A 25,424-nucleotide genomic window follows, 5' to 3' on the forward strand; every position below is an offset into this window, starting at 1 on the left:
GGACACGCCGCGGTGCCTACTTCTTGCGGCTGTTCTTGCCGTGCTTGCTGGTGGTTCCGTGCTTGCTCTGCTTGCTCTGCTTGTCGTCCTTGCCGTGCTTGCGGTCCTTCGCATGCTTGCCGTCGTCCTTGACGTTGCTCGCCGCGCGGCCGTGGGACTGAGCAGCGGAGGCCTGACCCTTGGCCTGCTTCGCCGTGGATGCCGCCTTCTTGCTCTTCTTGTGCTTGTGGTCGTCCGGCTCCGGTACGGGCGGCGACCCGACCTCGCGTGCCGGCACCGACTTCTCCGTCGCCGGCGCCGTCACGGCGGAGGGGACTGCGGCCGACGCGGTCGTGGACGACACGCTGGTGCTCTTGGTGCCGGACCTGCCGGCGACCGCCGCACGCAGCGAGGTCCCGGCGCGGAACCGGGCGACGGTCGTCTCGGGCACCACGACGACCGCTCCGCTGCGAGGGTTGCGCGCGCTGCGCGCGTTGCGCTTCGCCGCCTCGAACGTGCCGAATCCGACGAGAGTCACCCGTTCGCCCGCGGCGAGGGCGGTCGTGATCTCGTCGAGGACGGCGTCCAGCGCGGCCGCGGCCTGGCCGCGCTCCGCCCCGCGCGCGACAGCCCGGTCCACGATCTGCGTCTTGCCCACCATGCTGGTCCCTCTCGCCGGCCGGGTGCACGCTCCGGGGATCACCGTAGCCATCCGAGCGCCGGCGCGCGTGGGAACGGCGGGGTCGCGCTCGGCGACCCCGCCGCCCGGGTCAGCGCGAGCCGGAGATCTCCACGTGCACCGGACGCGCGGCCTGGATCTCGACCGGCGGGAGGTGCTTGGCGGGCAGCGTGCGCGGGCGCCAGGGCTCGCGCGTCGCCTCGAACTCCTGGATCTGGTCCGCGAGCTGCAGGGTCAGGCCGATGTCGTCCAGGCCCTCCAGCAGGCGCCAACGCGTGTAGTCGTCGACCTGGAACGGCACCACGACGTCGTCGCAGGTGATGGTGCGCGACTCGAGGTCCACGGTGACCTCGGTGCCGGGGCGGGTCTCGAGGATCTTCCAGATGAGCTCGATGTCCTCCTGCGACGCCTGCGCGGCGAGCAGCCCCTGCTTGCCCGAGTTGCCGCGGAAGATGTCCGCGAAGCGGTTCGAGATGACGACCTTGAACCCGTAGTCCTTGAGCGCCCAGACGGCGTGCTCACGCGACGACCCCGTGCCGAAGTCGGGCCCGGCGACGAGTACCGACCCCGATGCGTACGCCTCCTGGTTGAGCACGAAGGCCGGGTCGCCGCGCCAGGCGGCGAACAGCGCGTCCTCGAACCCGGTGCGCGTCACCCGCTTGAGGTACACGGCCGGGATGATCTGGTCGGTGTCGACGTTGCTGCGTCGCAGCGGGACCCCGACGCCGGTGTGCTGGCTGAACTTCTCCATGACGGTCTCTCTCTCAGGGTCGGGCGGTCAGACCGTCTGCAGGTCGGTGAGCGGGCTGCCGTCGGGCGCGACGACGTCGGGGCCCAGGTCGGCGACCGACGAGAGCGTCCCGCGGATGGCCGTGGCGCCCGCGACCAGCGGCGACACGAGGTGCGTGCGGCCGCCCTTGCCCTGCCGGCCCTCGAAGTTGCGGTTCGACGTGGACGCCGACCGCTCCCCCGGCGCGAGCTGGTCGGGGTTCATGCCCAGACACATCGAGCAGCCGGCATTGCGCCACTCGGCGCCGAAGTCGAGGAAGATCTTGTCGAGCCCCTCGGCCTCGGCCTGCAGGCGCACGCGAGCGGAGGCGGGCACCACGAGGACGCGCACGTCGTCGGCCTTGTGCTTGCCCTGGACGAGCTTGGCCACCGAGCGAAGGTCCTCGATCCGGCCGTTCGTGCAGGAGCCGATGAAGACGGTGTCCACCTTGATCTCGCGCAGCGGCTGACCCGGCGTGAGGCCCATGTACTCGATGGCCCGCTCGGCGGCCACCCGCTCGTTGGCGTCCGCGATGTCCTCGGGCACGGGTACGGAGCCCGACAGGGGCAGGCCCTGGCCGGGGTTGGTGCCCCACGTGACGAACGGCTCGAGGTCGGACGCCTCGAGGACGACCTCGACGTCGAACTGCGCGTCGTCGTCGGACCGCAGCGTCTTCCAGTACTCGACGGCGGCGTCCCAGTCGGCGCCCTCCGGCGCGTGCGGGCGCCCCTGGAGGTAGTCGAAGGTCGTCTGGTCCGGCGCGATCATGCCGGCGCGCGCCCCGGCCTCGATCGACATGTTGCAGATCGTCATGCGCGCTTCCATGGACAGCGCGCGGATGGCCTCGCCGCGGTACTCGAGCACGTAGCCCTGCCCGCCGCCGGTGCCGATCTTGGCGATGATCGCCAGGATGATGTCCTTGCTGGTCGCACCGGACGGCAGCTCGCCGTTCACGGTGATCGCCATCGTCTTGAACGGCGCCAGCGGCAGCGTCTGGGTGGCGAGCACGTGCTCGACCTCGCTGGTGCCGATGCCGAAGGCGAGCGCGCCGAACGCCCCGTGCGTCGACGTGTGCGAGTCGCCGCAGACGACGGTCAGTCCCGGCTGGGTGAGGCCGAGCTGGGGCCCGACCTGGTGGACGATGCCCTGGTCGGCGTCGCCGAGGGAGTGGATCCGGACGCCGAACTCCGCGGCGTTGCGGCGCAGCGTCTCGATCTGGGTGCGGCTCGTCGTGTCGGCGATCGGCCGGTCGATGTCGAGCGTGGGAGTGTTGTGGTCCTCGGTGGCAAGGGTGAGGTCCGGGCGGCGCACGGGGCGGCCCGCGAGCCGCAGTCCCTCGAACGCCTGCGGGCTCGTCACCTCGTGGACGAGGTGGAGATCGATGTAGAGAAGGTCCGGCACACCGTCCGTGCCACGGCGCACGACGTGTGCGTCCCAGACCTTCTCCGCCAACGTGCCGGCCATGTTCTCGGTCCTGTTCTCGTAGTCCGGGAGGGGGTAGTTCCCGGGTTCGTAGGCCGACCTGCTTGCATCTCAGCCTTCGAGACGCCAATATCGACCTATGGACAACTCTAGCGGAGTCGGCGTCCTGGACAAGGCCGCGTCGGTTCTCAGTGCGCTCGAGGCCGGTCCGGCCACGCTTGCGCAGCTCGTCACCGCCACCCATCTTGCTCGCCCTACAGCCCATCGGCTGGCGGTCGCGCTCGAGCACCACCGTCTCGTCGCTCGCGACATGCAGGGTCGGTTCGTGCTCGGCCCCCGCCTGTCGGAGCTCGCGACCGCCGCCGGCGAGGACCGTCTCCTCGCCGCGGCGGGGCCGGTGCTGGCGGCGTTGCGCGACCACACCGGGGAGAGCGCACAGCTCTACCGTCGCCAGGGTGACCTGCGCATCTGTGTGGCCGCCGCCGAGCGTCCGATCGGGCTCCGCGACTCCATCCCGGTGGGTGCGACGTTGACGATGCAGGCCGGCTCGGCGGCGCAGATCCTGCTCGCCTGGGAGGAGCCCGACCGGCTCCACCGCGGGCTGCAGGGCGCCAAGTTCACGGCGACCATCCTGTCCGGCGTCCGGCGTCGTGGCTGGGCCCAGTCGGTGTCGGAGCGCGAGGTCGGCGTGGCGTCGGTGTCCGCGCCCGTCCGTGGACCGTCCGGGCGGGTCGTGGCAGCCGTCTCGGTCTCCGGACCGCTCGAGCGCCTCTCCCGCCAGCCGGGCCGCCTGCACGCGTCGGCCGTCGTCTCCGCCGCCAACCGGCTGACCGAGGTCCTGCGCCGCACGGCGGACTAGCGCCGTCCACGCTGTGGTCGTCTGCCGGGTCGCCGGGAGGCGACTGCAGCGTGGCTGGGCCGGTTCCCGGCCCGGGCGGGCGGCGACCGGGTCGACGTCGCGGACGGCGCCGGACCGTGGCCGGCGGGGGCCGCTGGGCGTGCGGCACGGCGTGCTCGGCATGACCAGCCCGGCATCGCGTGCGACGCATGACGAAGGCCCGGTCACCATGGTGACCGGGCCTCTCGACGTACCCCCGACCGGATTCGAACCGGCGCTACCGCCGTGAGAGGGCGGCGTGCTAGGCCGCTACACAACGGGGGCCTATCAGCCGCGAGACCCGTGGGCCTCGCTTACCGAGTAAACACTTTACCTGACGCTCCGAAGGACTCGGACCGCAGGTCAGCGGTGCTCGCGCTGGGGTACCAGGACTCGAACCTAGACTAACTGAACCAGAATCAGTCGTGCTGCCAATTACACCATACCCCATGGGGGTATGACCTCCGGGACCGTGGCTCGCATCGTCCGCGAACCGTCGTCCACCCGGACGCCGTACCGCCGGTGAACATTACCCGAGCGCGACGTCGCGGGTCCAACTGAGGCTCTCGTGGACGGCCATTCGTGACGAACGACACCTGGGCGGGCCCCACCGACGACCTCACCGGGTCGCCTCGAGACTGGCCGCTGCGAGGCCCCGGTCGTCAGCGGGGAATCTCGCCCAGCTCCGTCGCGTCGTACCAGAGCAGGTCCCGCTCGTCGAGCGCCGCGAGTGCCGCCTCGTCGCCGGCGGCCGCACGACCGACGTCCTCGCGTGCCTCAGGCTCGTCGACGTGGACACAGGCGATGTCCTCACGGCCGAGGTCGTCGAGCAGGTCCACCGCACTCGGAGCGTCGTCCGGGTCCGTCGCCGTGACGACCGCGCGGTCGGGTACGTCCACCGAGACCACGACGCGGAGGCGCGGCGCGTCCGGCTGGTCCCCCAGGAGGGCGAGCGAGTCGTCTGCGGCCGCCAGCTGCGCCGCGAACTCGAGACCTTCCTCGTCCTCCTCGGGCAGGGCTGCACGCAGGGCGGGCGTCACGGCATGCGCGCGTCGCGCGGCCAGCGACAGGGAGTCGGGGGCCAGCTCGTCGAGCGTGGCGGGGAGGTAGATGCGCACGGACCCCAGTGTGCCCGCCAGCCGGTCTCTGGAGCGCCCACGGCCGCCGCAGCCCGCGGTCCGTCGGTGGCCATCCGGTCGCTTCCGTGGGTCAACGCCGCCGCGGCGCACCGAGCAGCGCCCCCGCCGGCCCCGCCCGGGCAGCGCCGCGGCCGGCCCCGCCCGTCAGCGGGCCCCGGACGCAGCCGGTGCGAGTGCGCGCTCGACGCGCGCCGCCACGACCGCCAGCGCACGACGCGCCGGCGAGCCAGGGACCGCCTCCCGCAGTGTCCTCGCCTCGAGGAGTGCCGCATCGAGCGCGGGCCGGTCCTCGGCCACGAGGCACGCGTCCGTGACGCCCGCGTAGCGCGCGAGCGCCTGCGCGACCGCCTCGGCCGGCCGGGGACCGGCGACCGACGCCCGCACGCGATTGACGAGCACGAGGCGGGACACGCCGAGGCCGAGGTCGGTGAGCTCCCCCAGCCCCCGGACGAGACGCTGGATCCCGACGGGGTCTCCCGTGCCGACCACCACCACCAGGTCGGCCGCCTCGAGCGCGCTGAGGGTCGCCGCGTTGCGCCGCGGCGCACGCGTGTCGTAGCTGAGGATCTCGTCCTGCTCCAGGCAGAAGCCGCAGTCCACGACGGTCCAGCGGGCGAGCGACCGCCCGACCGACCACACGGCATCGAGGGACGATGCGGGCAGCTCCGGCCAACGGTCGGCGCGGGAGATGCCGGACAGGACCCGCAGACCCGGGGCGATCGTCGGCGTGAGCCTCGCCAGCGTCGCGACGTCGAGCGTGCCCTGACCGGCTGCACGTGCGGCGGCGGCGAGGCCCGGTGCCTCGTCGAGCATCCCGACCACCTGCGCGACGCATCCCCCGTACGTGTCGGCGTCGACGAGCAGCGTCGAGGCACCGGCCGCGAGCTCTGCGGCGAGGTTGACGGCGACGGTCGTGCGACCGGGCGCTCCCGTGGGTCCCCAGACCGCGACGACCGAACCCCGCTCGGGACGGGCCGCCACAGCGGCCACCGGGGCGGCGGACGCAGCGCTGGGCACGACCCGGGACCGGTCGTCGGCCGCGGTGTCCAGGACGCGCAGGGCGTCGCGGACGACCCCGGAGGCGCCCTCCTCGTCGCCGGGCGCGTCGACGACGAGGTCGGCGCCGAACGAGGTGAGCCGCTCGCCCAGCCACGGCCTCGCGGGGTCCGCGACACCGACGACGCGCACCCCGGCGCGATGCAGGAGCTCGACAGACTCGCGGTCGAGCAGGTCGAGGTCGACGGAGACCACCGCCAGCGTGCCGAGACCCGCCTCGGCGGCCGCTAGCAGCTCGGTGAGATCGGCGCAGCGCCGAGTCACGCTCAACCGTCCACCGGAGCCCTCCATGGCCTGGACCAGGATCGACTCCGCCGTGCCCTGGACGGCGCACAGCACCCCGACTGCCACGTCAGCCCCCCGATCCGGGGACCGGGACCACGTCGACCGTGCCGTCCCCGGACAGGGCAGCGAGAACGACGGCCAGGAGGGTGCTCGGGACCAGCACCTGCACCGTCGCTCCGCCTGCGACCGCGAAGCCTCCGTCGGGGTCGCTCACCTCGGCGACCGTCAGGCCGGTCGCGAGCTCGTGGGGAACGGTCTCGTCGGGCGTCGCGTCGGGCGCTGCGCCGTCACCGCCGCCGTCCGACGCCTTGTCCGCGTCCGTCCTCTCGGCCGGGGTGAACCAGAGGTCGACCAACGCCCCCGCGGTCACCGCCTTCGCCGGGGGCCGCACGAGCGTGATCGCGACCGGCCGCACGTCGACGTCCTGGGCCGCGCCGACCGCCGCCCGTGGGACGAGCTCTCCGGCGCCGACCGTCCGCAGCACCGTGGCACCCTCCGGGAGCGGCTCGTCGGCTGCGAGGTACCTGCCCACGTCGACCGAGCCGAGCCGCACGTCCACGACGGCGAGCAGGCCCGGCTCGACACGCTGCCCGGCCACGATGCTCTCCCGGGCCACGTACACGGGAACGGTCCGCTGCGCCGTCCGGACGGCCCACGAGCCGAGGACGACCGAGGCTGCGACCATCGCGACGCCGGCGAGCAGACGGGGGTCGCGCCAGCCCGGTCGCCGCAGCCGGGCTGCGACCGGTGTCGGGAGGTCGAGCACACTCGCGTTCATCTGGTCCCCTGTCGTCCCGCTCCGTGCCGCGGTGAACCCACGACGGGCGCCATCCTGCCCGGACGAACCGGGGCGCTGCGGAAGCATTGTGGACAACCGGGGCGCGGCGCCACCGCGTGCCACACTGCGGGCATGGCCTCGAGGTTCCTCACGCTCGCCGACGTCACCGAGATCCTGAACATCTCGGCACCCCAGGCGTACGCGCTCGTGCGCTCGGGCGAGCTGCCTGCCATCCAGATCGGTGGCCGCGGGATCTGGCGCGTCGAGTCCGCCGAGCTCGAGCGGTACATCCAGCGGATGTACGAGCAGACCCGGGAACGGGCGTCGTCGCAGACGGACGCCACGCGCGACCACGCCTCGTAGGGCCGGAGCGCCGCGCGCTCGTGGGCGCCACGCAAGGCGGGCTCAGCCCGAGCGGACGGTCGCCAGAGCGCCGAACGGTACGGTCCACAGGCGACCGCTCCGCTCCTGCGTCGCGCTGAGCTCCAGGTGGTCCGACCCGACCCGTTCGATCCGTCCCACGAGCTCGCCACCGTGGAGGCCGGCACGGACCGTGATCCGGTCGCGGGCGAGCGCCCGCAACGCGTGCCCCAGCCCGATCCTGCGCTCGACCGCACCCGGGGGTGGCGCGCCGTGGCCGGACAGGCCGCCCGCCGCAGCGACGGCGGCGTACGGGACGAGCACCTGCTGGAGAGGTGAGGCCGCGACGAGCAGCCACTCGGCGGCGCAGTCGACGAGCTCGCCCTCGATGGTCTCCCCGGTCCTGACGAGCAGACGCACGCGCTGACCCCGGGACGCCCGGACCCGGTCGACGAGGGCGACGGTCGCCCGTTCCGCTCGGGTGAGCTCGGCGACCCGCATCTCCCGCTCCGCCGCACCAGCGGCGTCGAGCTGCGCCTCCATGTCCGCGAACAACGTCTCCCACCGCACCCCGCCACCGTAGGGGCGTCGAGCGCGCGTGGCGAAGGTCCGCGCCGTCGGTCGGCTCGGGATGATCCCTATAGCGTCCGGCGTACGGCGTACGGCGTACGGTCCCGGCCCGGCGCCGTACGGCGCGCCATGGCCCGCGCCCTGCCCGACTCGGCGGCGACTGCCCGCCATCTTCATCGGCGTCGTCCCGTCAGCCGTCCACGTCACCGTGTTCGTGTCGTGGTCGATGGTCGCGTTGGCGGACTCGACCTTGCCGGGAAGGTCATGGCGACCTTCACGCTGCCTGGGACCGCGGGGTCCTGCGGTGGCCGCGGCGAAGGTCGCCCGGCGGGCGCGCGTCACGGTGGAGGCGGGCATGTCCGAGCATCGAACGACGGGGGCACCGCGCGGGTGGCTCCCGGTACCCGGCCAGGCCACTGACGCCCGCGACGGACGCGGTCGGGACGAGGACCTGCTGGACGCGTGGGGCACGGTCGACGAGCGGTGAGCGCTCCCCCGCCAGGCGGAGGGCCGGCGCCCGGACGTCGCGCTCAGACGTGCCAGCTCGTGGCGCCGTCCTGGGTGGGAGCCGCCCGACGGATCCGGTCGGCCTTCCCGTGCGTCGACAGCGTGAAACCCCAACGCGTCGCCTGCTCGTCGAGCGGCGCCATCGACAGCTTCTGGACGAAGATCTCCGCGCGGAACTCCAGGTCCCCGCCGGGCGCGTGGATCCGGAACTCGTACTCGCGCCCGCCCTCCACGGAACCCCCGACCAGCCGGGCATGGATCTCGACGTTCTCGCCGCGGCGCACCAGGACTCCCGGATCGGTCGCCTTGGCGCGGTTGGACAGCAGCCGGATGCCGCCCGGCTCCTCGCGGTAGTCGACGAACGACCACCAGCGGTACCAGGAGGGCCTCGGGTCGCGGACCCGCTTGAGCAGCAGACCGAGACCGAACGCGACGGCGATGGCCCACGGGATCCAGACCGGGAGGTCGAAGCCGTGGTACGGGGCGGTGGCCGCGAAGCCCGTGCGGGCCTCGCGGACCAGCAGACCGGTACCGCCCGCCAACAGGACCACCGGGAACGTCAGGCCGGGGCGCGGCATCGGAACGCGTGTCCGCCAGCCGGTCAGCGCGATGCCTGGCACCGGCCTGTCGAGGTCGCGCAGCACGCGGGGTACGGAGAAGTGATCAGTCACGACGGGAAGGTATCGCCCCGGACCCAGGACGCAGGACGACCGCGACGACTCCCTGTGCCGGTGGCCGACGGAACGACGGTCCGGCTCGACCAGGCGCGCGCCGTCTCCCGAACCTGCCTCCACCGGCGCTGCTCAGCCGCCGGGGTGGACACCGAACCAGACATTCGGGTACATCTAGGCGCAGCAAATTTCATCGAACTGCATCAAACAGCACTGGAAGGCACCGATATGGGCCAAACGCCACCGCACGTCGTCGCATCGCAGAAGGGCCAGCGCCTGAGGTCCACCGGACTCCTCGTCGTGGGCTTCGGGGCGTGTGCAGCGCTCGCGATGGTGCTGGTGACCCACGCGTCCGGGCTGCTCTCACCGGCAGCCGGTCCGCGACGCGTCGACACCCTCGTCGAGATCGGCGTGACGGTGACCGGGCTCGCCGTCGTCGCCTGGCTCGGCTGCTCGGCTCTTCTCGCGCTGGGCTGCGTCGCGGTGCGGGCCGCAGGCGTCACCTGGCGGTCGGGTGAGCGCGTCCTGCTGCGGTACGCACCGGCAGTGGTCCGACGGGCGCTCGTCCTGGCGATCGGCACCGGGCTGGGACTGGGCATGGTCACCAGCGCCACAGCCGCCGAGCCGGCCGCCGAACCGGCGGGCGTCACGGTGACGAGCACTGCGCTGCCTGTCGGACCCGATCAGGACCTCGGCTGGGCGGTCACAGGGTCCGACGGGTCGGAGGTGACCGACGCGGGACCGGCGGGGTCGGACCTCACCTCGTCCGCCACAGCGGTGCCCACCGACGCGCCGTCGTCTGCCGGCATTTCGGCTGCGTCGTCCTCCCAGGCGGCGGCTGAGCCGACGACGAACGACCCGGTGCCGCCCAGCGCGCCGGCGGCCTCGGTCGCGACGTCGACGGCGCCGTCCGAGCCGGAAGCCACCGCGTCGACTCGGACCAGCCCGGCGGCCCACCTGCTCGCGCCGCCCGTGCGGCAGATCCCGGAGGCGGGGCCCGCCACGGTGGTCGTCCTGCGTGGTGACAGCCTGTGGCGGATCGCCGCCCGGCACCTGCCTGCGGGCGCGGACGACGCCCAGGTCGCGGCCGCCTGGCCCGCCTGGTACGCCGCGAACGCCGAGCTGATCGGTGCGGACCCAGGAGCGCTGCTGCCCGGCCAGGTGCTCGTCGTGCCCCCGACCGCGACGGTGGACGGGGCCGGCGCATGACCGCCCTGGTGCTCGAGCCGGAGACCACGGCCGAGGAGATCTTCGCCCGCGCCGGCCTCCTGGTCCCCGTCGGTGGCTGCCGAGGCGAGGACCGGGTGCCGACCGCTCGCCGACCTGTGCAAACCGTCCCGACGGCACGACTGGTGGCACTGCCGCCGGCCGCGGCACCGCTCGACGCCGACGGCCCCGCCCACGCCGTGCCGCCGTCACTCGGCCGGCGCCTGAGGATCCTGCGGGCCTCCGACCGCTCACCCGTGCTCGACGCCGCCGACGAGGACCGTGGGGCCAGCCCACAGGGGGACGTGGCCGCACTGGCCGGCCTCATCGCCCAGGCGACCGTCGAGGTCCTGGGCGGTCGCCGCTCCCCCGGTCAGCTCGCCCGCTGGGTCACGCCTGGCGTGTACGAGACCGTGCACCAGCGGGCCGCGCTGACCGTCCGTGTCCTCGGGCCGCACGGCCCGTCCCGGCCCCCGGCCGTACGACGGGTACGGGTCTGCGCGATCGACGCCCACGTGCGCGAGGCGTCGGTCGTCATCGAGGACGGCAGCCACGTCCGGGCGGTCGCACTCCGCATCGAGTCGCACCGCGGCGCCTGGCGGGCAACCGCCGTCGAGGTCGGCTGACGACCTCGACGGCGGGTGGTCCGTCAGTGCTTGCGCTGCTGCTTCGCGGCCTTGCGTCGGGCCTCACGGTTGCCGGTGCCGTCGGCGGGCGCCGGCGCGTCCTGCGTCGACGCGTCCGCCGGACCGGTGACCCGGGACGCGTCCCCGTCGACCGAAGGGGCCGAGTACTGCAGCGGCACCCGCTCCTGCGGTCCGTCGATGCCCTTGGCGACCAGCCTCGGCCCGTCCTGCACCCCGCGAGGGGCGCTGGCGGAGGCGCCGGCGGTCGCCGCAGCGGCCACGGCCGAGTCGGCGGTGACGGCAGGCGCCTCGGGCTCCGCCACCTGGACCTCGAGGTTGAACAGGTACCCGACCGTCTCCTCCTTGATGGCGTCGGTCATCGCGTTGAAGAGCTGGTAACCCTCACGCTGGTACTCGATCAGCGGGTCGCGCTGGGCCATCGCCCGCAGGCCGATGCCCTCCTTGAGGTAGTCCATCTCGTAGAGATGCTCGCGCCACTTCCGGTCGAGCACCGAGAGCGTCACGCGCCGCTCGAGCTGCCGCATGTTGTCCGAGCCGATCGCCGCCTCGCGCTCCGCGTACGCGTGCTCGGCGTCGGAGAGGATCTCCCGCTCGATCAGGTCCGCAGAGAGCCGCGTGGGTCCGCCGGCCTGCTCGACGACCTCGTCGGGCGTGATCGTCACCGGGTACACCGCCTTCAGGGCGGTCCACAGGGCGTCGAGGTCCCAGTCCTCCGGCCGGCCCTCCGACGCGGCGCCGGTGATGTACGCAGCGAGCACGTCCCTGCGGAAGTGGCCGACCTGCTCGTGCAGGTCCTCGCCCTCGAGGACGCGGCGGCGCTGCTCGTAGATGACCTCGCGCTGACGGGACATCACGTCGTCGTACTTCAGGACGTTCTTGCGGATCTCGAAGTTGCGCGACTCGACCTGCGACTGCGCCGACTGGATACCGCGCGTGACGATCTTCGACTCGAGCGGCATGTCCTCGGGGAAGCCGGCTCGCGTCATCATCGACTCGGCGAGACCCGAGTTGAACAGACGCATCAGGTCGTCCTGCATGGACAGGTAGAACCGCGACTCGCCCGGGTCGCCCTGACGGCCGGAACGGCCGCGCAGCTGGTTGTCGATGCGTCGCGACTCATGACGCTCGGTGCCCAGCACGTACAGGCCGCCCAGCTCGGTGACCTCGTCGTGCTCGGCCGCGACGGCCGCCTTGGCCTTGTCGAGCGCCGACGGCCACGCGGCCTCGTACTCCTCCGCGTTCTCCGCAGGGTCGAGACCACGGGCGGCCAGGTCGGCGACGGCCATGAACTCGGCATTGCCGCCGAGCATGATGTCCGTGCCACGCCCCGCCATGTTGGTCGCGACCGTGACCGCGCCCTTGCGGCCGGCCTGCGCGACGATCTGCGCCTCACGTGCGTGGTGCTTGGCGTTGAGGACCTCGTGCGGGACGCCCTGCTTCTTGAGCTTCGAGCTGAGCAGCTCGCTCTTCTCGACGCTCGTGGTGCCGACGAGGACCGGCTGGCCCTTGGCGTGCCGCTCCACGATGTCGGCGACGACCGCGTCGAACTTGCCGTCCTCGCTCTTGTAGACGAAGTCCCGCTGGTCGATGCGCTGCATCTCGCGGTTGGTGGGGATGGGGACGACGCCCAGCTTGTACGTGCCCTGGAACTCCGCGGCCTCCGTCTCGGCCGTACCCGTCATCCCGGAGAGCTTGGCGTACAGGCGGAAGTAGTTCTGCAGCGTGATCGTGGCGAGCGTCTGGTTCTCCGCCTTGATCGCGACGCCCTCCTTCGCCTCGATGGCCTGGTGCATGCCCTCGTTGTAGCGGCGGCCGGGCAGGATGCGGCCCGTGTGCTCGTCGACGATGAGGACCTCGCCCTGCATCACCACGTAGTCCTTGTCCCGCTTGAACAGCTCCTTCGCCTTGATGGCGTTGTTGAGGAAGCCGATGAGCGGGGTGTTGAGGGACTCGTACAGGTTGTCGATGCCGAGGTAGTCCTCGACGCGCTCGATGCCGGGCTCCAGGACGCCGACCGTGCGCTTCTTCTCGTCGACCTCGTAGTCCCGCTCGGCCTGCAGCCGGCGGACCACCTTGGCGAACTCGGCGTACCACCGGTTGGCGTCGCCCGAGGCCGGGCCGGAGATGATGAGCGGGGTACGCGCCTCGTCGATGAGGATCGAGTCGACCTCGTCCACGATCGCGAAGTTGTGGCCGCGCTGGACGAGCTCGTCGGTGTTCCACGCCATGTTGTCGCGCAGGTAGTCGAACCCGAACTCGTTGTTGGTGCCGTACGTGATGTCCGCGGCGTACTGCTGGCGCCGCTCGGGGGGCGTCTGCCCGGTCAGGATGACCCCGCTGGTGAGGCCGAGGAACCGGTAGACGCGGCCCATCAGCTCGGCCTGGTAGCCGGCCAGGTAGTCGTTGACCGTGACGACGTGGACGCCTTTGCCGGACAGCGCGTTGAGGTAGGCCGGTGCCGTGGCGACCAGCGTCTTGCCCTCACCGGTCTTCATCTCGGCGATGTTGCCGAGGTGGAGCGCGGCACCGCCCATGAGCTGGACGTCGAAGTGGCGCTGCCCGAGCGTGCGACGCGCGGCCTCGCGGACGGCGGCGAACGCCTCCGGCAGCAGGTCGTCGAGCGACTCGCCGTCGGCCAGGCGGGCCCGGAACCGGTCCGTCTCCTCGCGCAGCTCGGCGTCGGACAGCGACTCGAAGCTGTCCTCCAGGGCGTTGACCTGCTGGGCGATGCCCGACAGCTTCTTGACGATCCGGCCTTCACCGAGGCGCAGGACCTTCTCGAGGATCGCTGGCACGCATGACTCCCGACGTGTTCGCACCCCGGGCGCGCGCGGCGTCGGAGCGGCTGGTGTCACCGGCCGCACGGCCGGGCCCGACCATCGTAGGCGAGCGGCGGGTGCGTGGGCGAAGAACGACCACGGCGGCGGCGAGGAGCACCGCCCCCACCACGCCGGTCACGCCGAGCTGCTCGTCCCGGACCAGGACCGCGCCGATCGTCGCGGTGAACGGCTCCAGGAGCGCGAGCAGCGCCGCGGTGGTGGCCGGAACCGTGTCCAGACCGCGGAAGTACGCGCCGTACGCCACCGCGGTGGGCACCACGGCGAGGTACGCGACGAGGGCCCAGCCCTGCGCCGTCGAGGGCACGGAGACACCCGGACCGAGAGCCACGGCCACCCCGACGAGCACGATTCCGCCCAGCGTGAACGCGAGCGCGGTCAGGGGCAGCGCACCCAGGCCCGGGGCGGGGCCCCGGTTCACGGCGGTCATCGCCGCGAACGCCCCCGCCGCCAGCAGGGCGAGCAGCACCCCGCCCGGGCGACCGCCGTCCGCCGGGCCGCCGCCCCCCGACGTGCCCACCAGGCAGGCGAGCCCGGTCAGGGCGAGCGTCAGGGCGAGCAGAGTGCGACCGGACGGGAGCCGCCGGGCGAGCACCGCGGCCCCGGCCGCGACGAGGACCGGCGCGGCACCGAGGGCCACCAGCGTCGCCGTCGCCACGCCCGCCCGCGCCACCGCGGAGAAGTAGGCCGCCTGATAGACCGCCGCGAGCAGCCCGGTCAGGACCACGCGACGAGCGACGACCCGCGTCCGGGGCACTGTGCGCAGCGCACCTGTGAGCGCGAGGACGACGAGCAGGACACCGCCGCCGACGAGGAGCCGGCACGCCGCGACCGCGGGGGCCGAGAGCTGCTCGGCATCCGCGAGCGCGGCTCCCGCCAGCCCGCCGGTCCCCCAGAGCACTCCCGCGAGGGCGACGAGCGCGAAGTCGCGCCGGGTCGTCATGGGGCAACGGTCGCGGACTGCAGCGGAGCCGCGAGGTCTCCGCGCAGCGCACCGTCGGCGGCGCCGACGACCACCGTGTCGAGGCCCAGCCACCGGGCGAGCAGCTCGAGCTCCGCCGCCAGCGCCGGGAGCAGGACCGCGTCGGTCGGGGCGTCCGGGCTCCCCGTCCGGTGCGCGGCGTGGACCCGCAGGACGCCCGCCCGACGGTCCGCCTTGAGGTCGACCAGTGCAGGGATCGACTCCCCGAGCAGGAACGGCAGCACGTAGTAGCCCCACACACGCTTCGGCTCGGGCACGTAGATCTCGATGCGGTACCGCAGCCCGAACATCTCCTCCAGGCGCTGCCGTTCGAACACCAGCGGATCGAAGGGGCTGAGCAGCGCCGCTCCCGTGGCCCGCCTCGGCAGCGTCGCGTCCCGGTGCCGGTACGCCGGCCGTCCGCCCCATCCCTGGACCTCGACCGGGACGAGGATGCCGTCCTCGGCGAGCGACGCGACCGCCGGCAGCACCCGTCGCTGGGTGATGCGGAAGTAGTCGGCCAGGCCACGGACGGTGGCGACTCCGTGCGCGCGGGCGGAGATCTCGACGAGTGCGCGCACCGCGTCCTCGTCGGACGGCGACGGCCGGGCGAGCACGTGTGCCGGCAGCACGCGGGACGTGAGGTCGTACCTGCGCTCGAAGGCCGGGTTCCGCCCGGCGGACGTGACCTCGCCCGTGAAGAAGAGGAACTCCAGCACCCGCTTGGCGACCGTCCAGTTCCAGCCCCAGTCGGTTCTGGTGGTGGGGTGTTCCGCCTCGAAGCGGACCTGCACGTCACGGGCCGTGATCGGCCCCTGCTCCGCGATGAGCGCCCGGACCTCCTCGACCACGGGCGCGTGCTGCAGCGGCACCGCGGCGATCGCCCCCCAGGCCTCGTTGAGGTAGTCCCGCTGCCGCCACTCGAGCAGCCGGAACGTCTCCGGCGGCACGAACGACGCCATGTGGGCCCACGACTCGACCAGACGACGCGGCTGCGTACCCGCGGCACGGTCGAGCACCGCCGTGTCGTACGGGCCGAGCCTGCTGAACGCCGGCATGAGATGGGCGCGTGCCAGCACGTTCACCGAGTCGATCTGCAGCAGGCCGAGCCGGTCGACGACCTGCTGGAAGACGCCCGCGTCCACCGGGCCTCGCAGGGCACGACGGGGGCGGTCGAGACCCTGGGCCCGCAGCGCCGTCCGACGTGCCTGCGACGCGGAGAGCTGCTCGGGAGGACCGGCCATGACGCCATCCTGCCGTGCACCGCCGACACGACGACGCCCGGTCCCTGAGGACCGGGCGTCGCGCTGGTGCGTGGTGCGTGGGGCGCTGCCTGACCGGTGCTGGATCAGCCCGCGGCGGCGACCGTGCCCTGCACGGGCATGTCGAGCTTGATCACCCCGTAGCTCCAGCCACGACGCCGGTAGGCGACGGCCGGCTGGGCGGTCTCCGCGTCGACGAACAGGTAGAAGTCGTGCCCGACGAGCTCCATCTCGTAGAGCGCGTCGTCCACCGTCATCGGCGAGGCCTCGTGCGTCTTCTCGCGGATCACGACCGGTGAGTCTCCGAGCGTGGTCTCGACGGCGCCGTCGTCCTCCGCCGCGCGCGAGGGGGCTACCAGATCGGCGAGGTCGTCGGGGGGGCGGACGTCCACGGGCGTGATCGGAGTGTGGTTGCGGTGGTCCTTGCGCCGGTCGCGGGTGCGACGCAGTCGCTCGAGCAGCTTGGCGAGCGCGAGGTCGAGCGCGGCGTACCGGTCGTCGGCGCACGCCTCTGCGCGGATCACGGGTCCCTTGTCGACGACCGTGAGCTCGACGCGCTCACAGCTGCCCGACTGACGAGGGTTCGTCTCGTGCGACACGAGGACGTCGATCCGCTGGGCGCGGGGGGCCAGCTGCTCGACTTTCGCGAGCTTCTGCTCGAGGTGCGCCCGATACTTCGGGAGCACCTCGGTGTGCCGGCCTGCAACCACGATCTCCATGCGAGCCTCCTGGGAGGTCAGGGGCGGCATCGACGCCGCCCGGGCGACATGCACTGTGTTGCCCCGACGGGGCAATCAGGCGGCACCACCTCCTCCGCAGGCCGGCGCGCCGATCCCCTCCGGGATCCTGCTGCGCCCGACACCGTCGGCTCTGAGCACCACGGTAAGCCCCCCCGTCGCCCAGAATCCAATCAGCAGGGCCGGTGCCACCTGGTTCACCTCCCGATCGCCCTGCCGGCGGCTCCCGGCGGGGGTGTGGACGCGAGCGTGAGGCACCCGACGACGACCGCCCCCGCACCGCGCAGGGCCGCCGCGCACGCCGCGACGGTCGCGCCGGTGGTCAGCACGTCGTCCACCAGCAGGACCGCACCGTTCGCGACGCGCGGGGCTCCCCGTGCCCGGACCATGACCTGCCCGTGCAGGTTCCGGGCACGCTCGCGGACCCCGAGCCCCACCTGGTCGCCCCCGCGGCGTCTTTCGAGGACCGGCTCGAGCCGTGCGTCGACCCCGGCCACGACGGCCCCGTCGACGACACCTCGCGCGAGGTCCGTGACGAGGTCGGCGCCCCGACGGCGCCGGGCTGCCGCGGTGGACGGTGCCGGGACGACGATCAGCGGCTCGGTCGTGCGCGACCGCCACGCGGCAGCTGTCGCGTGGGACGCACCCGCCATGGCAGACCGGAACGTCGACGTGACGTCGAACCGGCCCCGGTCCTTCCAGGCGATGACGGCCCGTCGGACCGGGCCCACGCAGTCCGCGAGCGTCCAGACGGGGAGCGCGGGCCGGCCGTCGAGCAGGTCCAGACGGCCCGCCCGGTCCTCGCACCGCCACGGCGGCCCGGCGAGGTGCCGGGCGCAGTCGGCGCACCACGCCACGTCGTCGACGTCGCAACCTGCGCACGACACGGGCAGCGCGAGGCCCAGCAACGCCCGCGCGAGATCGGCTCCCATGCACCGAACGTGCCTCGGCCGCCGCCGGCAGGTGGACGAGCAGCGGCCTGCACGCGGCCGAGCGTGCGACCGGACGGGCTGTGGACGGCTCGGTCAGCCCGGGTACGACGGGTCAGCCACGTCCTCGACGCCCGGCACCCGCACCCACGACTGGCCGACGAGACGAAGGAGCTCGCCGTCCACGGTGCTGACGTACGGCTGCTTGCCGCCCGCGACGCCGACCAGGTCCGCGACCTCCGGGAGCGCGGTGGTCGCCCCGGCGAGCGGGACCTGCTGCAGAGCGGCCGTCCCGCCGCTGGTGCCGAGGACGCCGAGGGTCGACTCGTCGAGCCACACGACCGCGGAGGCGTCGACCAGCGGCACGCCCACCCGCACCGGCGAGCCGACCCGCTGGGGGACGCCCTCGGCGCCACGGCTCACGGCCACGACCTCGACCGCCACGCCGTCCGCCCCACGGGACACCACCGCGATCCGGGCACCGTCGCGCGACACGCGCACCGCGGTCACGGCGCGGCCCTGCGCCCAGTCGGGTGCCAGACGGACCGGTGCCTCTCCGAGCCTGCCGGCCAGCAGCTCGCCGAGCGCGTCCCCGGTCCACGCCCACCCGAACCGGTCCACCGACGGCGCGGCGAGGCTCGGACCGGTCAGGAGCGTCTGCGCGGTGGCCTCGGAGGTCGGCGCGGTGACGAGCGCGCTGCGGCCCGAGAGCAGCACCCGTACCGAGCCGTCGTCGTTGCGGGCAGGGCTGTGGGCGTCGAGCCCGGTCAGTGGCGGCACGTCCGGCACGAGACTCAGGTCGTTGCCGCTCAGCTGGACGAGGCGCCCTGCCTGGAGCATCTCGATCTCACCGCCCGGCGGCGTGCCACGCTGGAGCGTCGCCGCACCCTCGTCGGCGTCCAGCGGGACGCCTCCGACCTGGAGCTGAACATTGCCGACCTCGGGGACCTGACGCAGGGTCGCCTCGATCTGCGCGAGCAGCAGCGGCCGGTCGGCGTCGAGCACCGCAGAGGTCCGCGCCGCGTCCAGACCGACCGTCGCGACACCCGCCTTGCTGACGGGCACCGACTGGGGCTTGAGCTGCACGCCGTCCGGGACCGCGGTGCGGACCGCGTCGCGCAGCCACGGCGACGGTCCCGCGAGCAGCGCGCGCACGGCGGAGGTCGCGAGGTTCAAGGTGGGGAGCCAGCGGACCTCAGGCACGAGGTACTGGCTGTCCGGGGAGAGGAAGTACAAGGACGTCGCGCGGTACAGGCTCTCGAAGTCCAGCTTGGAGACCACGAGCCCGGGCGGTGCGCTCGAGATGCGCCACTGCCCCTCGTCGTCCTGGACGAGCTCGAACGTCAGGGACTCGTGCGCACCGCTGGCCGCTTCGGTGTACCGACCGTCGGCGTCGACGCGCGCGATCACCGGGACGTCGACCTGGACCGTCGCGCTGCCCGTGGCGACGATGTCCGGCGGCCCGCCGGCGACCACGACACGCGCGAGGGGCTCCCAGGTCTCGACGGCCTCGCCCGCCAGGTACAGCCGGCCGACCGCGAACTGCTGTCGGAAGTCCAGCGGTGCGTTGAGGAGGAAGCTCTCCACGAGCTCGTCAGGCTTGGCCCCCGGACGGGGTCCCTCCGCGAGCGCCACGACGCCCGCCGGCTCGACGACCTCCGACCGGCCTTCCTGCACGGCGCCGGACGTGGGGACCGCCACGCACCCGCCGAGGGCGAGTGCCGTCGACGCCGCGAGCGCCGCGAGCAGCGCCCGCGCACGGGTCTGTCGGGCTCTCATCGGACCTCCTGGCGGCGGTCGGCCGGGCCGACCGGCCGGAGGTCGGACCCGTCGTGCCCCGCGGCCTCGAGCTCCGGGAGCGCGGCCGGATCGGTGCGCAGGCGCGTGACGGGGAAGCGCACCGGGTCGGGCGGCGGCGCCTCGTCCGGGACGAGCGGCAAGGGCGACCCCGTGAGGCGGATGCCCGCGCGCCGCGGCAGCGTGAGCCGGAAGCTCGCCCCGCGCCCCGGGCGGCCCCACGCCTCGAGCCACCCGCCGTGCAGATGGGCGTCCTCGAGCGAGATCGCCAGACCGAGGCCGGTGCCTCCCGTGGTGCGGGCCCTGGCCGGGTCCGCACGCCAGAACCTGTCGAACACGTGGGTCACCTCGTCGGGGGTCATGCCGACGCCGTAGTCACGGACGGTGACGGCGACGGCATGGTCGTCTGCCGCGACGGTGATCTCGACGGCGCTGCCGTCCGCGTGCTCGACCGCGTTCACCAGGAGGTTGCGCAGCACGCGCTCGACCCGGCGGGGGTCGACGTCCGCGACGCACCGGACGTCGGGCAGGCGCACGCTCAGCCACGACCCACGCCGCTCGGCGAGCGGGGCGGAATGGTCCACGGCGTTCATGACCACGTCGCGCAGGTCGCGTCCCTCGGCGTCGAGCACCGCGGCGCCCGCATCGAACCGGCTGATCTCCAGCAGGTCGGCGAGCAGGTCCTCGAAACGGTCGAGCTGGGTCTGCAGGAGCTCGGCGGACCGCTTCACCGCGGGGTCGAAGCCGTCGCGGGAGGCGTGGATGACCTCGCCGGCCATCCGGATGGTGGTGAGCGGCGTGCGGAGCTCGTGCGACACGTCGGACACGAAGCGGCGCTGCACGGCCGACAGCTCCTCCATCCGTCGGATCTGGTCCTGGAGGCTCGCGGCCATCTCGTTGAACGAGTGCGCCAGTGTCGCCATCTCGTCCTCGCCGCGCTCCGGCATGCGCTCGGCGAGGTGCCCGTCCGCGAGACGCTCCGCGACCTGCGCGGCGCGCCGGACGGGGTGGACGGTCTGCCGGGTCACGAGCCAGGTCATGCTGCCGAGCAGGATCACGAGCGCGACGCCGGCGAGCGCGAGCGTGCGCTCCAGGAAGTCCAGGCGGGCCTGCTCGGACTCGAGGCTGTACAGGAAGAACATCTGGAACGTCCCGACCACGGGCACCTCGACGTCCTGGCCGACCAGCACGGCCGGGGCCGAGCCGCCACCTTCGACCGGGAGCGCGACGGACTGCCAGTGCTGACCGCCGTCCGCGGTCGCCGTCCGCAGCTCGCCGCTCACGAGCGGGACGAGGTCCGGGTCGGACGCGGGCGGTGCCACGGACACGGCCGACTTCTGCCCAGGGGCCCGGAGCAGGAAGACCTCACGCTCGCCGAGGCCACCCGTGCGCTGTGCCGACGCGACGTCCTTCAGGAGCTGCTGGACCTCGGTGGGAGTGCTCGCGTCGGTCGACTCGAACGCCAGCTGGGCCTGCCGGGTGCTCCGGGCGCTCTCCTGCAGCACCTGCGTGAGACGCGTGCGGAACATGTCGTCCCGCATCCGCTCGCCCACGTAGAGACCGACCATGCCGAGGGCGACGAGCCCGATCGCCAGGGTGGACGCGATGACACGGAGCTGCAGGGACGACCGCCACAGCCGAGGCCACTGGCGCACCCGTCGACGGGCGCGCGCCCGGACCAGCCGCCAGGCGCTGCTCACCCGCACCACGGCACGGTCCTCTCCCACGTCACGTCGAGGTCACGCCCGCCTTGTAGCCGACGCCGCGCACGGTGACCACGATCTCGGGCTGCTCGGGGTCGTTCTCGATCTTGGAGCGCAGCCGTTGGACGTGGACGTTCACCAGCCGCGTGTCGGCGGCGTGGCGGTAGCCCCACACCTTCTCGAGGAGCACCTCACGCGTGAACACCTGCCAGGGCTTGCGGGCGAGCGCGACCAGCAGGTCGAACTCGAGCGGCGTCAGCGACACTGGCCGGCCGGCGCGCGCGACGCGGTGCCCCGGGACGTCGATCTCGACGTCCCCGATGGACAGGTGCTCCGGTGCGGGCTCGTCGCTGCGACGCAGCCGCGCGCGGACGCGTGCGACGAGCTCCTTCGGCTTGAACGGCTTGGAGATGTAGTCGTCCGCGCCGGACTCCAGGCCGAGCACGATGTCGACGGTGTCGCTCTTGGCCGTCAGCATGACGATGGGGACGCCGGACTCGGCGCGGATCTGGCGGCACACCTCGGTGCCGTCCCGGCCGGGCAGCATGAGGTCGAGCAGCACCAGGTCGGGCTGTGTCGCCCTGAACGCCCCGAGCGCCGCGTCGCCGTCCTCGCAGAACACCGGGTCGAAGCCCTCGGACCGCAGCACGATGCCGATCATCTCGGCCAGCGCGGTGTCGTCGTCGACCACCAGCACGCGTCCTCTCATGGGCGCATTCTCGCACCGCGACCCTGGGAGTCCGTCCAGGTTCGGCCCCGTCGTCCACAGATCACCCGCAGATCCACAGGTCGGCGTGAGCGCACCGTGGGCTGCCGGGCCCCGTGGCACGATGGGCATCGCCCCGGCCGTGCACGGTGACGTGCGCCGGACCAGGGAGGACGACGAGACGCACGACGACAGCCGAGGAGCCGCGCTCGCATGACGAGCCCGCACGACGACGCGCCCCGCCCACCCGCGTGGGCGTCGCCCACCGGTGCGCCGCCCAGCGCCGCGCCGCCCCCCGCCGGCCCCGTGCCGCCGCCCACCTCCTGGGGCCAGCCTCAGCCCGGCCCACCTGGGCAGCCTGGTCAACCCGGTCAGCTGAGCACCGGGTGGGGTCCTGCGGTCCCTCCGCCGGCAGCGCCGTCCGGTGGTCCATGGCGGCCGCCTGCCCTCCAGCCGGGCATCATCCCGCTGCGCCCCCTGAGCGTCGGTGAGATCCTGGACGGCGCGTTCCGGGCGGTCCGGGCCAACCCACGGGTGATGTTCGGGCTCGCCGCCGCCGTCGTGACGATCGCGGTGGTGCTCCAGTCGTTGACCCGGTGGTACGTGCAGGGGCTGCTCGCCGATGCACTGGACCAGCTCGCCTCGGACGTCGACCCCACGGGGGAGCTCGGGTTCGCCGACCAGGCCGGTGCCAGCGTGGGCAGTCTTCTCGGCCTGCCGTTCACGCAGGTCGCCACGACGGTGCTCACGGGCCTCGTCATCCTGTCCGTGAGCAGGTCGGTGCTCGGCCAGACGGTCACGATAGGTCAGGCGCTCAGGACGTCCCGCGTGTGGTGGGTCCTGGGCTTCACCGTGCTCGCGGGGGTGGCCGAGCTGCTGCTCGCCGCTGTCGTCGTCGGTGCGGTGGTGCTGCTCGCCTCGCAGGACATGGTCGCCGCAGCGGTGGGCGTCGGGCTGCTGGGCGCCGCGGCGCTGATCGTCGCGCTGCTCTGGTTCGGCGTCCGGACCTTGCTGGTGCCTCCTGCACTGATGCTCGAGGGCAAGGCGTTCTGGCGGTCGATCGGCCGGGCGTGGCGGCTGACTCGCGGCAGCTTCTGGCGGCTGCTCGGCACGTACCTGCTGGTGACGATCATGGTCTCGGTGATCAGCTACGTCATCGTCGTGCCGGTGTCCCTGTTCACCGCAGTGGTCCTGCAGGACGCCGCCGGGACGTCGTTCGCGAGCGTCGTGCTGGTCGGCATCGGGAGCGTGGTGGCCATGACGCTCGCGACGACGTACCTCGCCGCCGTCGTCGCGCTGCTGTACATCGACGTCCGGATGCGTCGCGAGGGCCTCGACATCGACCTGGCCCGGGCCGCGCAGGCCGACGGGTGACGCTCGCGGTGCGCGCCGGAGGGCCGTGGGCCATGCTCCGGTCCGAGGTGCCGGTCGAACCAGACGCGTCGACCGCGCGACGGTGGGCGCAGGACGAGCTGGCCGACCCCGTCTACCACCAGTCGCGCTCGCTCCTGGAGCGTCTCATCGACTGGCTGGTCGACATGCTGAACGGCATCCCGGCTCCGGTGGTGTCCTCCTGGGCCTCGCTCGCGCTCGTGATCGGCATCGCGGTCGCGGTCGCCGTCGCGGTGCTGTGGTTCCTCGGACCGGTCCGGCGGTCACGAGCCGCGGCGGCCGGCTCAGGACGGGCGGTGCTGGGGCGCGACGACACGCGGACCGCCGCGGAGCTCCGTACGGCCGCCGACGCCGCATCGGCCGCGGGCGACTGGTCGCTGGCCGTCGTGGAACGGTTCCGCGCCGTCGTCCGGGACCTCGAGGAGCGCACCGTGCTCGACGCCCGGCTCGGGCGCACCGCTCACGAGGCGACCGTGGCCGCGGCCGTCCGCCTGCCGTCCCTCGGTGACGAGCTCAGCGCCGGTGGGCGCCTGTTCGACGACGTCGCGTACGGGCACGTCGAGGCGACGGCCGCCGACGACGACCTTCTCCGGGCGCTGGACCGGGACGTCCGCGGCACACGCCCCGTGGCGCCGGCCCGGCGGTCCGCCGCGCCGCTGGAGGCGGCCCGATGAGCGGGACGACCCCTGTGCTCCCCAAGCACGGCTCCGCACCGGTCCCCGGGCCCGGAGAGGGCCCGAGCGGCGCAGCTCGCGGCTCCTCCCCCGGCTCCCCGTACGGCCCGGTCGTCGGCGACGGCACGTCGACGCGGACGCGGGCGACCTCTCGCTGGCGACGGTTCCGCGCGCCGCTCGCGATCCTCGGGCTGCTCGTGCTCGTCGGGCTGCTTGCGGCCCTCCCCGAGCCGAGGACCTCGACGACCCCCGTCGCGCCCGACAACCCGGCACCCGGCGGTGCCCGAGCAGCGGCACAGATCCTGGAGGGGCAGGGCGTCGACGTCCGGTTCGTGCGACGCGTCGCCGATGCGGCAGGTCTTGCGACGCCCGACAGCACGCTGCTGGTGGTGGGCGGCATCTTCCTCGACGACCAGCAGCTCGACGCTCTGGACGAGACCGGCGCCGACCTGGTGCTCGTCGGGTACACCGGTGCGGCCGAGCGTCTCACCGGCGGCCTCGTCGTCGGCGGGACCGGGGGCTCCGACAGGGCCTCCGACGTCCGCACCGCCGAGTGCGACGACCCGGACGCCACCGCGGCCGGCACGGTCACCGCGTCGGGATCGGTCACCGCCACCGGGCCGGGAGTGACCGTCTGCTTCCCCGTGGGCGACGACCCCGACACCGGCGCGTACGCCGTCGTGGGCGGCGACCAGCGGGTCACGACGCTCACCGACACCGGTCCCCTCACCAACGAGCACCTCGCGGAGCAGGGCAACGCAGCGCTGGTGCTGCGGATGCTCGGGAAGCACGACCGGCTGGTCTGGTTCATCCCGTCGATCGACGACGTGGGTACGTCCGGGGACGGCGACGGGCCGGCGCTCAGCGACCTCGTGCCACCGCGCGTCCGGCTGGTCGGCCTGGCGCTGGTGCTCGTCGTGATCGTCGCAGCGCTCGCACGCGGGCGCCGCCTCGGTCGGCTCGTCACCGAGCCGCTGCCTGTCGTCGTCCGGGCCGGGGAGACCACCCGGGGCCGCGGCAGGCTGTACCGGCGCGCGCGCGCGTACGGGCACGCCGCAGCGGCCCTGCGCGCCGGTGCCGCCAGCCGGTGCGCGCACCGGCTGGGCCTGCCACGGTCCGCCGGCGCCGAGCCCCTGGTCGAGGCGGTGTCGCGCGCCACCGGACGCGACGCCGCGGCTGTCGAGCACCTGCTGTACGGTCCCCCACCGCGGGACGACGCCGGCCTGGCACGGCTGGCCCTGGACCTGGACCACCTGGAGAGCGAGGTTCACCGATCGTGACCGAGGAGACCCCCGGCATGCCCCTGCCCGACCACGCCCCCGTCCCGGGGACCGCACCGACGGGCCCGTCCTCCGGGACCGTCCCCGCCGGCCCCCCTGCCCCGGTCGGGCCGGCGGCGCCCGTCGCGCCTCCTGCGCCGGTCGCCCCGCCCGCGGCCGCACCGGTGTCTGCACCGCAGGACGCACCGCTCACCGCCTCGC

25 protein-coding genes and 2 tRNA genes are annotated in these 25,424 nt (G+C 73.6%); 9 read left to right on the forward strand and 18 right to left on the reverse strand.

From position 1 onward, the window contains the following. Window positions 1–16: 16 nt before the first annotated feature. The 3 genes from ACVW07_RS04520 to leuC all read right to left on the reverse strand — a co-directional run bounded on the left by ACVW07_RS04520 (window position 17) and on the right by leuC (window position 2,891). Window positions 17–640 carry an HU family DNA-binding protein gene (locus tag ACVW07_RS04520; protein ID WP_456818081.1) on the reverse strand — a complete coding sequence of 208 codons (624 nt, stop codon included), beginning with the start codon at window positions 638–640 and terminating at the stop codon, window positions 17–19. A gap of 109 nt (window positions 641–749) precedes the next feature. Next, window positions 750–1,409 carry a 3-isopropylmalate dehydratase small subunit gene (gene leuD, locus ACVW07_RS04525; protein ID WP_456818082.1) on the reverse strand — a complete coding sequence of 220 codons (660 nt, stop codon included), beginning with the start codon at window positions 1,407–1,409 and terminating at the stop codon, window positions 750–752. A gap of 27 nt (window positions 1,410–1,436) precedes the next feature. Next, the gene (leuC, locus tag ACVW07_RS04530) at window positions 1,437–2,891 is read right to left on the reverse strand and encodes a 3-isopropylmalate dehydratase large subunit (protein ID WP_456818083.1); all 1,455 of its coding nucleotides are present in this window, start codon (window positions 2,889–2,891) and stop codon (window positions 1,437–1,439) included. 97 nt (window positions 2,892–2,988) lie between these two features. On the opposite strand from leuC, the gene ACVW07_RS04535 reads away from it, so the two are divergent. Further along, window positions 2,989–3,708, forward strand: coding sequence for an IclR family transcriptional regulator (locus tag ACVW07_RS04535; protein ID WP_203749002.1), 720 nt, complete (start codon window positions 2,989–2,991; stop codon window positions 3,706–3,708). 230 nt (window positions 3,709–3,938) lie between these two features. Here ACVW07_RS04535 and ACVW07_RS04540 read toward each other — a convergent pair. From ACVW07_RS04540 to ACVW07_RS04560, 5 genes are all read right to left on the reverse strand, one after another. Next, window positions 3,939–4,011: transfer RNA gene (locus ACVW07_RS04540), tRNA-Glu, on the reverse strand. 93 nt (window positions 4,012–4,104) lie between these two features. Beyond that, window positions 4,105–4,176, reverse strand: a tRNA-Gln gene (locus ACVW07_RS04545). Between the two features lie 212 nt (window positions 4,177–4,388). Then, complete coding sequence (locus tag ACVW07_RS04550; protein WP_456818084.1) at window positions 4,389–4,844, reverse strand: DUF6912 family protein; 456 nt, start codon at window positions 4,842–4,844, stop codon at window positions 4,389–4,391. Window positions 4,845–5,009: 165 nt separating this feature from the next. After that, window positions 5,010–6,272: an AAA family ATPase gene (locus ACVW07_RS04555; protein ID WP_456818085.1), complete on the reverse strand. Its 1,263-nt coding sequence runs from the start codon at window positions 6,270–6,272 to the stop codon at window positions 5,010–5,012. 1 nt (window position 6,273) lies between these two features. Then, window positions 6,274–6,984, reverse strand: a complete 711-nt coding sequence (locus ACVW07_RS04560) for a hypothetical protein (protein WP_456818086.1) — start codon at window positions 6,982–6,984, stop codon at window positions 6,274–6,276. Between the two features lie 132 nt (window positions 6,985–7,116). On the opposite strand from ACVW07_RS04560, the gene ACVW07_RS04565 reads away from it, so the two are divergent. After that, window positions 7,117–7,347: a helix-turn-helix domain-containing protein gene (locus tag ACVW07_RS04565; protein WP_456818087.1), complete on the forward strand. Its 231-nt coding sequence runs from the start codon at window positions 7,117–7,119 to the stop codon at window positions 7,345–7,347. 42 nt (window positions 7,348–7,389) lie between these two features. On the opposite strand, the gene ACVW07_RS04570 is transcribed toward ACVW07_RS04565, so the two are convergent. Then, window positions 7,390–7,914 (reverse strand): hypothetical protein, encoded by a 525-nt coding sequence (locus ACVW07_RS04570; protein ID WP_456818088.1) that lies wholly within the window; start codon window positions 7,912–7,914, stop codon window positions 7,390–7,392. A gap of 355 nt (window positions 7,915–8,269) precedes the next feature. Here ACVW07_RS04570 and ACVW07_RS04575 point away from each other — a divergent pair, with 355 nt between their 5' ends. Beyond that, on the forward strand, window positions 8,270–8,401 hold the full coding sequence (locus tag ACVW07_RS04575; protein WP_456818089.1) for a hypothetical protein: 132 nt from the start codon (window positions 8,270–8,272) through the stop codon (window positions 8,399–8,401). Window positions 8,402–8,444: 43 nt separating this feature from the next. Here the strand turns inward: ACVW07_RS04575 and ACVW07_RS04580 are convergent, their stop codons facing one another. Further along, window positions 8,445–9,092, reverse strand: a complete 648-nt coding sequence (locus ACVW07_RS04580; protein ID WP_456818090.1) for a hypothetical protein — start codon at window positions 9,090–9,092, stop codon at window positions 8,445–8,447. 228 nt (window positions 9,093–9,320) lie between these two features. Here ACVW07_RS04580 and ACVW07_RS04585 point away from each other — a divergent pair, with 228 nt between their 5' ends. Continuing rightward, entirely contained in the window at window positions 9,321–10,301 is a 981-nt protein-coding gene (locus tag ACVW07_RS04585) for a LysM peptidoglycan-binding domain-containing protein (RefSeq protein ID WP_456818091.1), read from the forward strand. Continuing rightward, window positions 10,298–10,924, forward strand: a complete 627-nt coding sequence (locus ACVW07_RS04590; RefSeq protein WP_456818092.1) for an Rv3235 family protein — start codon at window positions 10,298–10,300, stop codon at window positions 10,922–10,924. The genes ACVW07_RS04585 and ACVW07_RS04590 overlap by 4 nt, the downstream gene beginning before the upstream one ends. Before the next feature lie 23 nt (window positions 10,925–10,947). Here the strand turns inward: ACVW07_RS04590 and secA are convergent, their stop codons facing one another. The 8 genes from secA to mtrA form a co-directional block, all read right to left on the reverse strand. Then, the gene (gene secA, locus ACVW07_RS04595; protein WP_456818093.1) at window positions 10,948–13,740 is read right to left on the reverse strand and encodes a preprotein translocase subunit SecA; all 2,793 of its coding nucleotides are present in this window, start codon (window positions 13,738–13,740) and stop codon (window positions 10,948–10,950) included. Further along, window positions 13,703–14,725 (reverse strand): EamA family transporter, encoded by a 1,023-nt coding sequence (locus ACVW07_RS04600; RefSeq protein WP_456818094.1) that lies wholly within the window; start codon window positions 14,723–14,725, stop codon window positions 13,703–13,705. Before ACVW07_RS04600 ends, secA begins: the two co-directional genes overlap by 38 nt. After that, on the reverse strand, window positions 14,722–15,987 hold the full coding sequence (locus ACVW07_RS04605) for a winged helix-turn-helix domain-containing protein (protein ID WP_456818095.1): 1,266 nt from the start codon (window positions 15,985–15,987) through the stop codon (window positions 14,722–14,724). The genes ACVW07_RS04600 and ACVW07_RS04605 overlap by 4 nt, the downstream gene beginning before the upstream one ends. 104 nt (window positions 15,988–16,091) lie before the next feature. Further along, window positions 16,092–16,724, reverse strand: coding sequence for a ribosome hibernation-promoting factor, HPF/YfiA family (gene hpf, locus ACVW07_RS04610; RefSeq protein WP_456818096.1), 633 nt, complete (start codon window positions 16,722–16,724; stop codon window positions 16,092–16,094). 215 nt (window positions 16,725–16,939) lie between these two features. Then, window positions 16,940–17,674 (reverse strand): ComF family protein, encoded by a 735-nt coding sequence (locus tag ACVW07_RS04615; RefSeq protein WP_456818097.1) that lies wholly within the window; start codon window positions 17,672–17,674, stop codon window positions 16,940–16,942. Window positions 17,675–17,767: 93 nt separating this feature from the next. Next, complete coding sequence (locus ACVW07_RS04620; RefSeq protein ID WP_456818098.1) at window positions 17,768–19,450, reverse strand: LpqB family beta-propeller domain-containing protein; 1,683 nt, start codon at window positions 19,448–19,450, stop codon at window positions 17,768–17,770. Further along, entirely contained in the window at window positions 19,447–21,177 is a 1,731-nt protein-coding gene (gene mtrB / locus ACVW07_RS04625) for an MtrAB system histidine kinase MtrB (RefSeq protein ID WP_456818099.1), read from the reverse strand. The genes ACVW07_RS04620 and mtrB overlap by 4 nt, the downstream gene beginning before the upstream one ends. A gap of 19 nt (window positions 21,178–21,196) precedes the next feature. After that, window positions 21,197–21,880 (reverse strand): MtrAB system response regulator MtrA, encoded by a 684-nt coding sequence (gene mtrA, locus ACVW07_RS04630; protein ID WP_456818100.1) that lies wholly within the window; start codon window positions 21,878–21,880, stop codon window positions 21,197–21,199. An 85-nt stretch (window positions 21,881–21,965) separates the two neighbouring features. Here mtrA and ACVW07_RS04635 point away from each other — a divergent pair, with 85 nt between their 5' ends. The 4 genes from ACVW07_RS04635 to ACVW07_RS04650 all read left to right on the forward strand — a co-directional run bounded on the left by ACVW07_RS04635 (window position 21,966) and on the right by ACVW07_RS04650 (window position 25,223). Next, entirely contained in the window at window positions 21,966–22,094 is a 129-nt protein-coding gene (locus ACVW07_RS04635; RefSeq protein WP_456818101.1) for a hypothetical protein, read from the forward strand. A gap of 320 nt (window positions 22,095–22,414) precedes the next feature. Beyond that, the gene (locus tag ACVW07_RS04640) at window positions 22,415–23,251 is read left to right on the forward strand and encodes a glycerophosphoryl diester phosphodiesterase membrane domain-containing protein (protein ID WP_456818102.1); all 837 of its coding nucleotides are present in this window, start codon (window positions 22,415–22,417) and stop codon (window positions 23,249–23,251) included. Beyond that, the gene (locus ACVW07_RS04645) at window positions 23,248–23,943 is read left to right on the forward strand and encodes a DUF4129 domain-containing protein (RefSeq protein ID WP_456818103.1); all 696 of its coding nucleotides are present in this window, start codon (window positions 23,248–23,250) and stop codon (window positions 23,941–23,943) included. Before ACVW07_RS04640 ends, ACVW07_RS04645 begins: the two co-directional genes overlap by 4 nt. Continuing rightward, window positions 23,940–25,223 (forward strand): DUF4350 domain-containing protein, encoded by a 1,284-nt coding sequence (locus tag ACVW07_RS04650; protein ID WP_456818104.1) that lies wholly within the window; start codon window positions 23,940–23,942, stop codon window positions 25,221–25,223. The genes ACVW07_RS04645 and ACVW07_RS04650 overlap by 4 nt, the downstream gene beginning before the upstream one ends. Window positions 25,224–25,424 lie beyond the last annotated feature (201 nt).

Source organism: Cellulomonas sp. URHB0016 (assembly GCF_054057935.1).

Bases quoted from the DNA above. Each gene is read 5' to 3' on its own strand.
- mtrA (WP_456818100.1), bottom strand. From the start codon at position 21,880: ATGAGAGGACGCGTGCTGGTGGTCGACGACGACACCGCGCTGGCCGAG.
- ACVW07_RS04620 (WP_456818098.1), bottom strand. From the start codon at position 19,450: ATGAGAGCCCGACAGACCCGTGCGCGGGCGCTGCTCGCGGCGCTCGCG.
- ACVW07_RS04560 (WP_456818086.1), bottom strand. From the start codon at position 6,984: ATGAACGCGAGTGTGCTCGACCTCCCGACACCGGTCGCAGCCCGGCTG.
- ACVW07_RS04650 (WP_456818104.1), top strand. From the start codon at position 23,940: ATGAGCGGGACGACCCCTGTGCTCCCCAAGCACGGCTCCGCACCGGTC.
- ACVW07_RS04535 (WP_203749002.1), top strand. From the start codon at position 2,989: ATGGACAACTCTAGCGGAGTCGGCGTCCTGGACAAGGCCGCGTCGGTT.
- ACVW07_RS04590 (WP_456818092.1), top strand. From the start codon at position 10,298: ATGACCGCCCTGGTGCTCGAGCCGGAGACCACGGCCGAGGAGATCTTC.
- hpf (WP_456818096.1), bottom strand. From the start codon at position 16,724: ATGGAGATCGTGGTTGCAGGCCGGCACACCGAGGTGCTCCCGAAGTAT.
- ACVW07_RS04585 (WP_456818091.1), top strand. From the start codon at position 9,321: ATGGGCCAAACGCCACCGCACGTCGTCGCATCGCAGAAGGGCCAGCGC.
- ACVW07_RS04615 (WP_456818097.1), bottom strand. From the start codon at position 17,674: ATGGGAGCCGATCTCGCGCGGGCGTTGCTGGGCCTCGCGCTGCCCGTG.
- ACVW07_RS04605 (WP_456818095.1), bottom strand. From the start codon at position 15,987: ATGGCCGGTCCTCCCGAGCAGCTCTCCGCGTCGCAGGCACGTCGGACG.
- ACVW07_RS04600 (WP_456818094.1), bottom strand. From the start codon at position 14,725: ATGACGACCCGGCGCGACTTCGCGCTCGTCGCCCTCGCGGGAGTGCTC.
- leuD (WP_456818082.1), bottom strand. From the start codon at position 1,409: ATGGAGAAGTTCAGCCAGCACACCGGCGTCGGGGTCCCGCTGCGACGC.
- ACVW07_RS04520 (WP_456818081.1), bottom strand. From the start codon at position 640: ATGGTGGGCAAGACGCAGATCGTGGACCGGGCTGTCGCGCGCGGGGCG.
- ACVW07_RS04565 (WP_456818087.1), top strand. From the start codon at position 7,117: ATGGCCTCGAGGTTCCTCACGCTCGCCGACGTCACCGAGATCCTGAAC.
- ACVW07_RS04640 (WP_456818102.1), top strand. From the start codon at position 22,415: ATGTTCGGGCTCGCCGCCGCCGTCGTGACGATCGCGGTGGTGCTCCAG.
- ACVW07_RS04575 (WP_456818089.1), top strand. From the start codon at position 8,270: ATGTCCGAGCATCGAACGACGGGGGCACCGCGCGGGTGGCTCCCGGTA.
- leuC (WP_456818083.1), bottom strand. From the start codon at position 2,891: ATGGCCGGCACGTTGGCGGAGAAGGTCTGGGACGCACACGTCGTGCGC.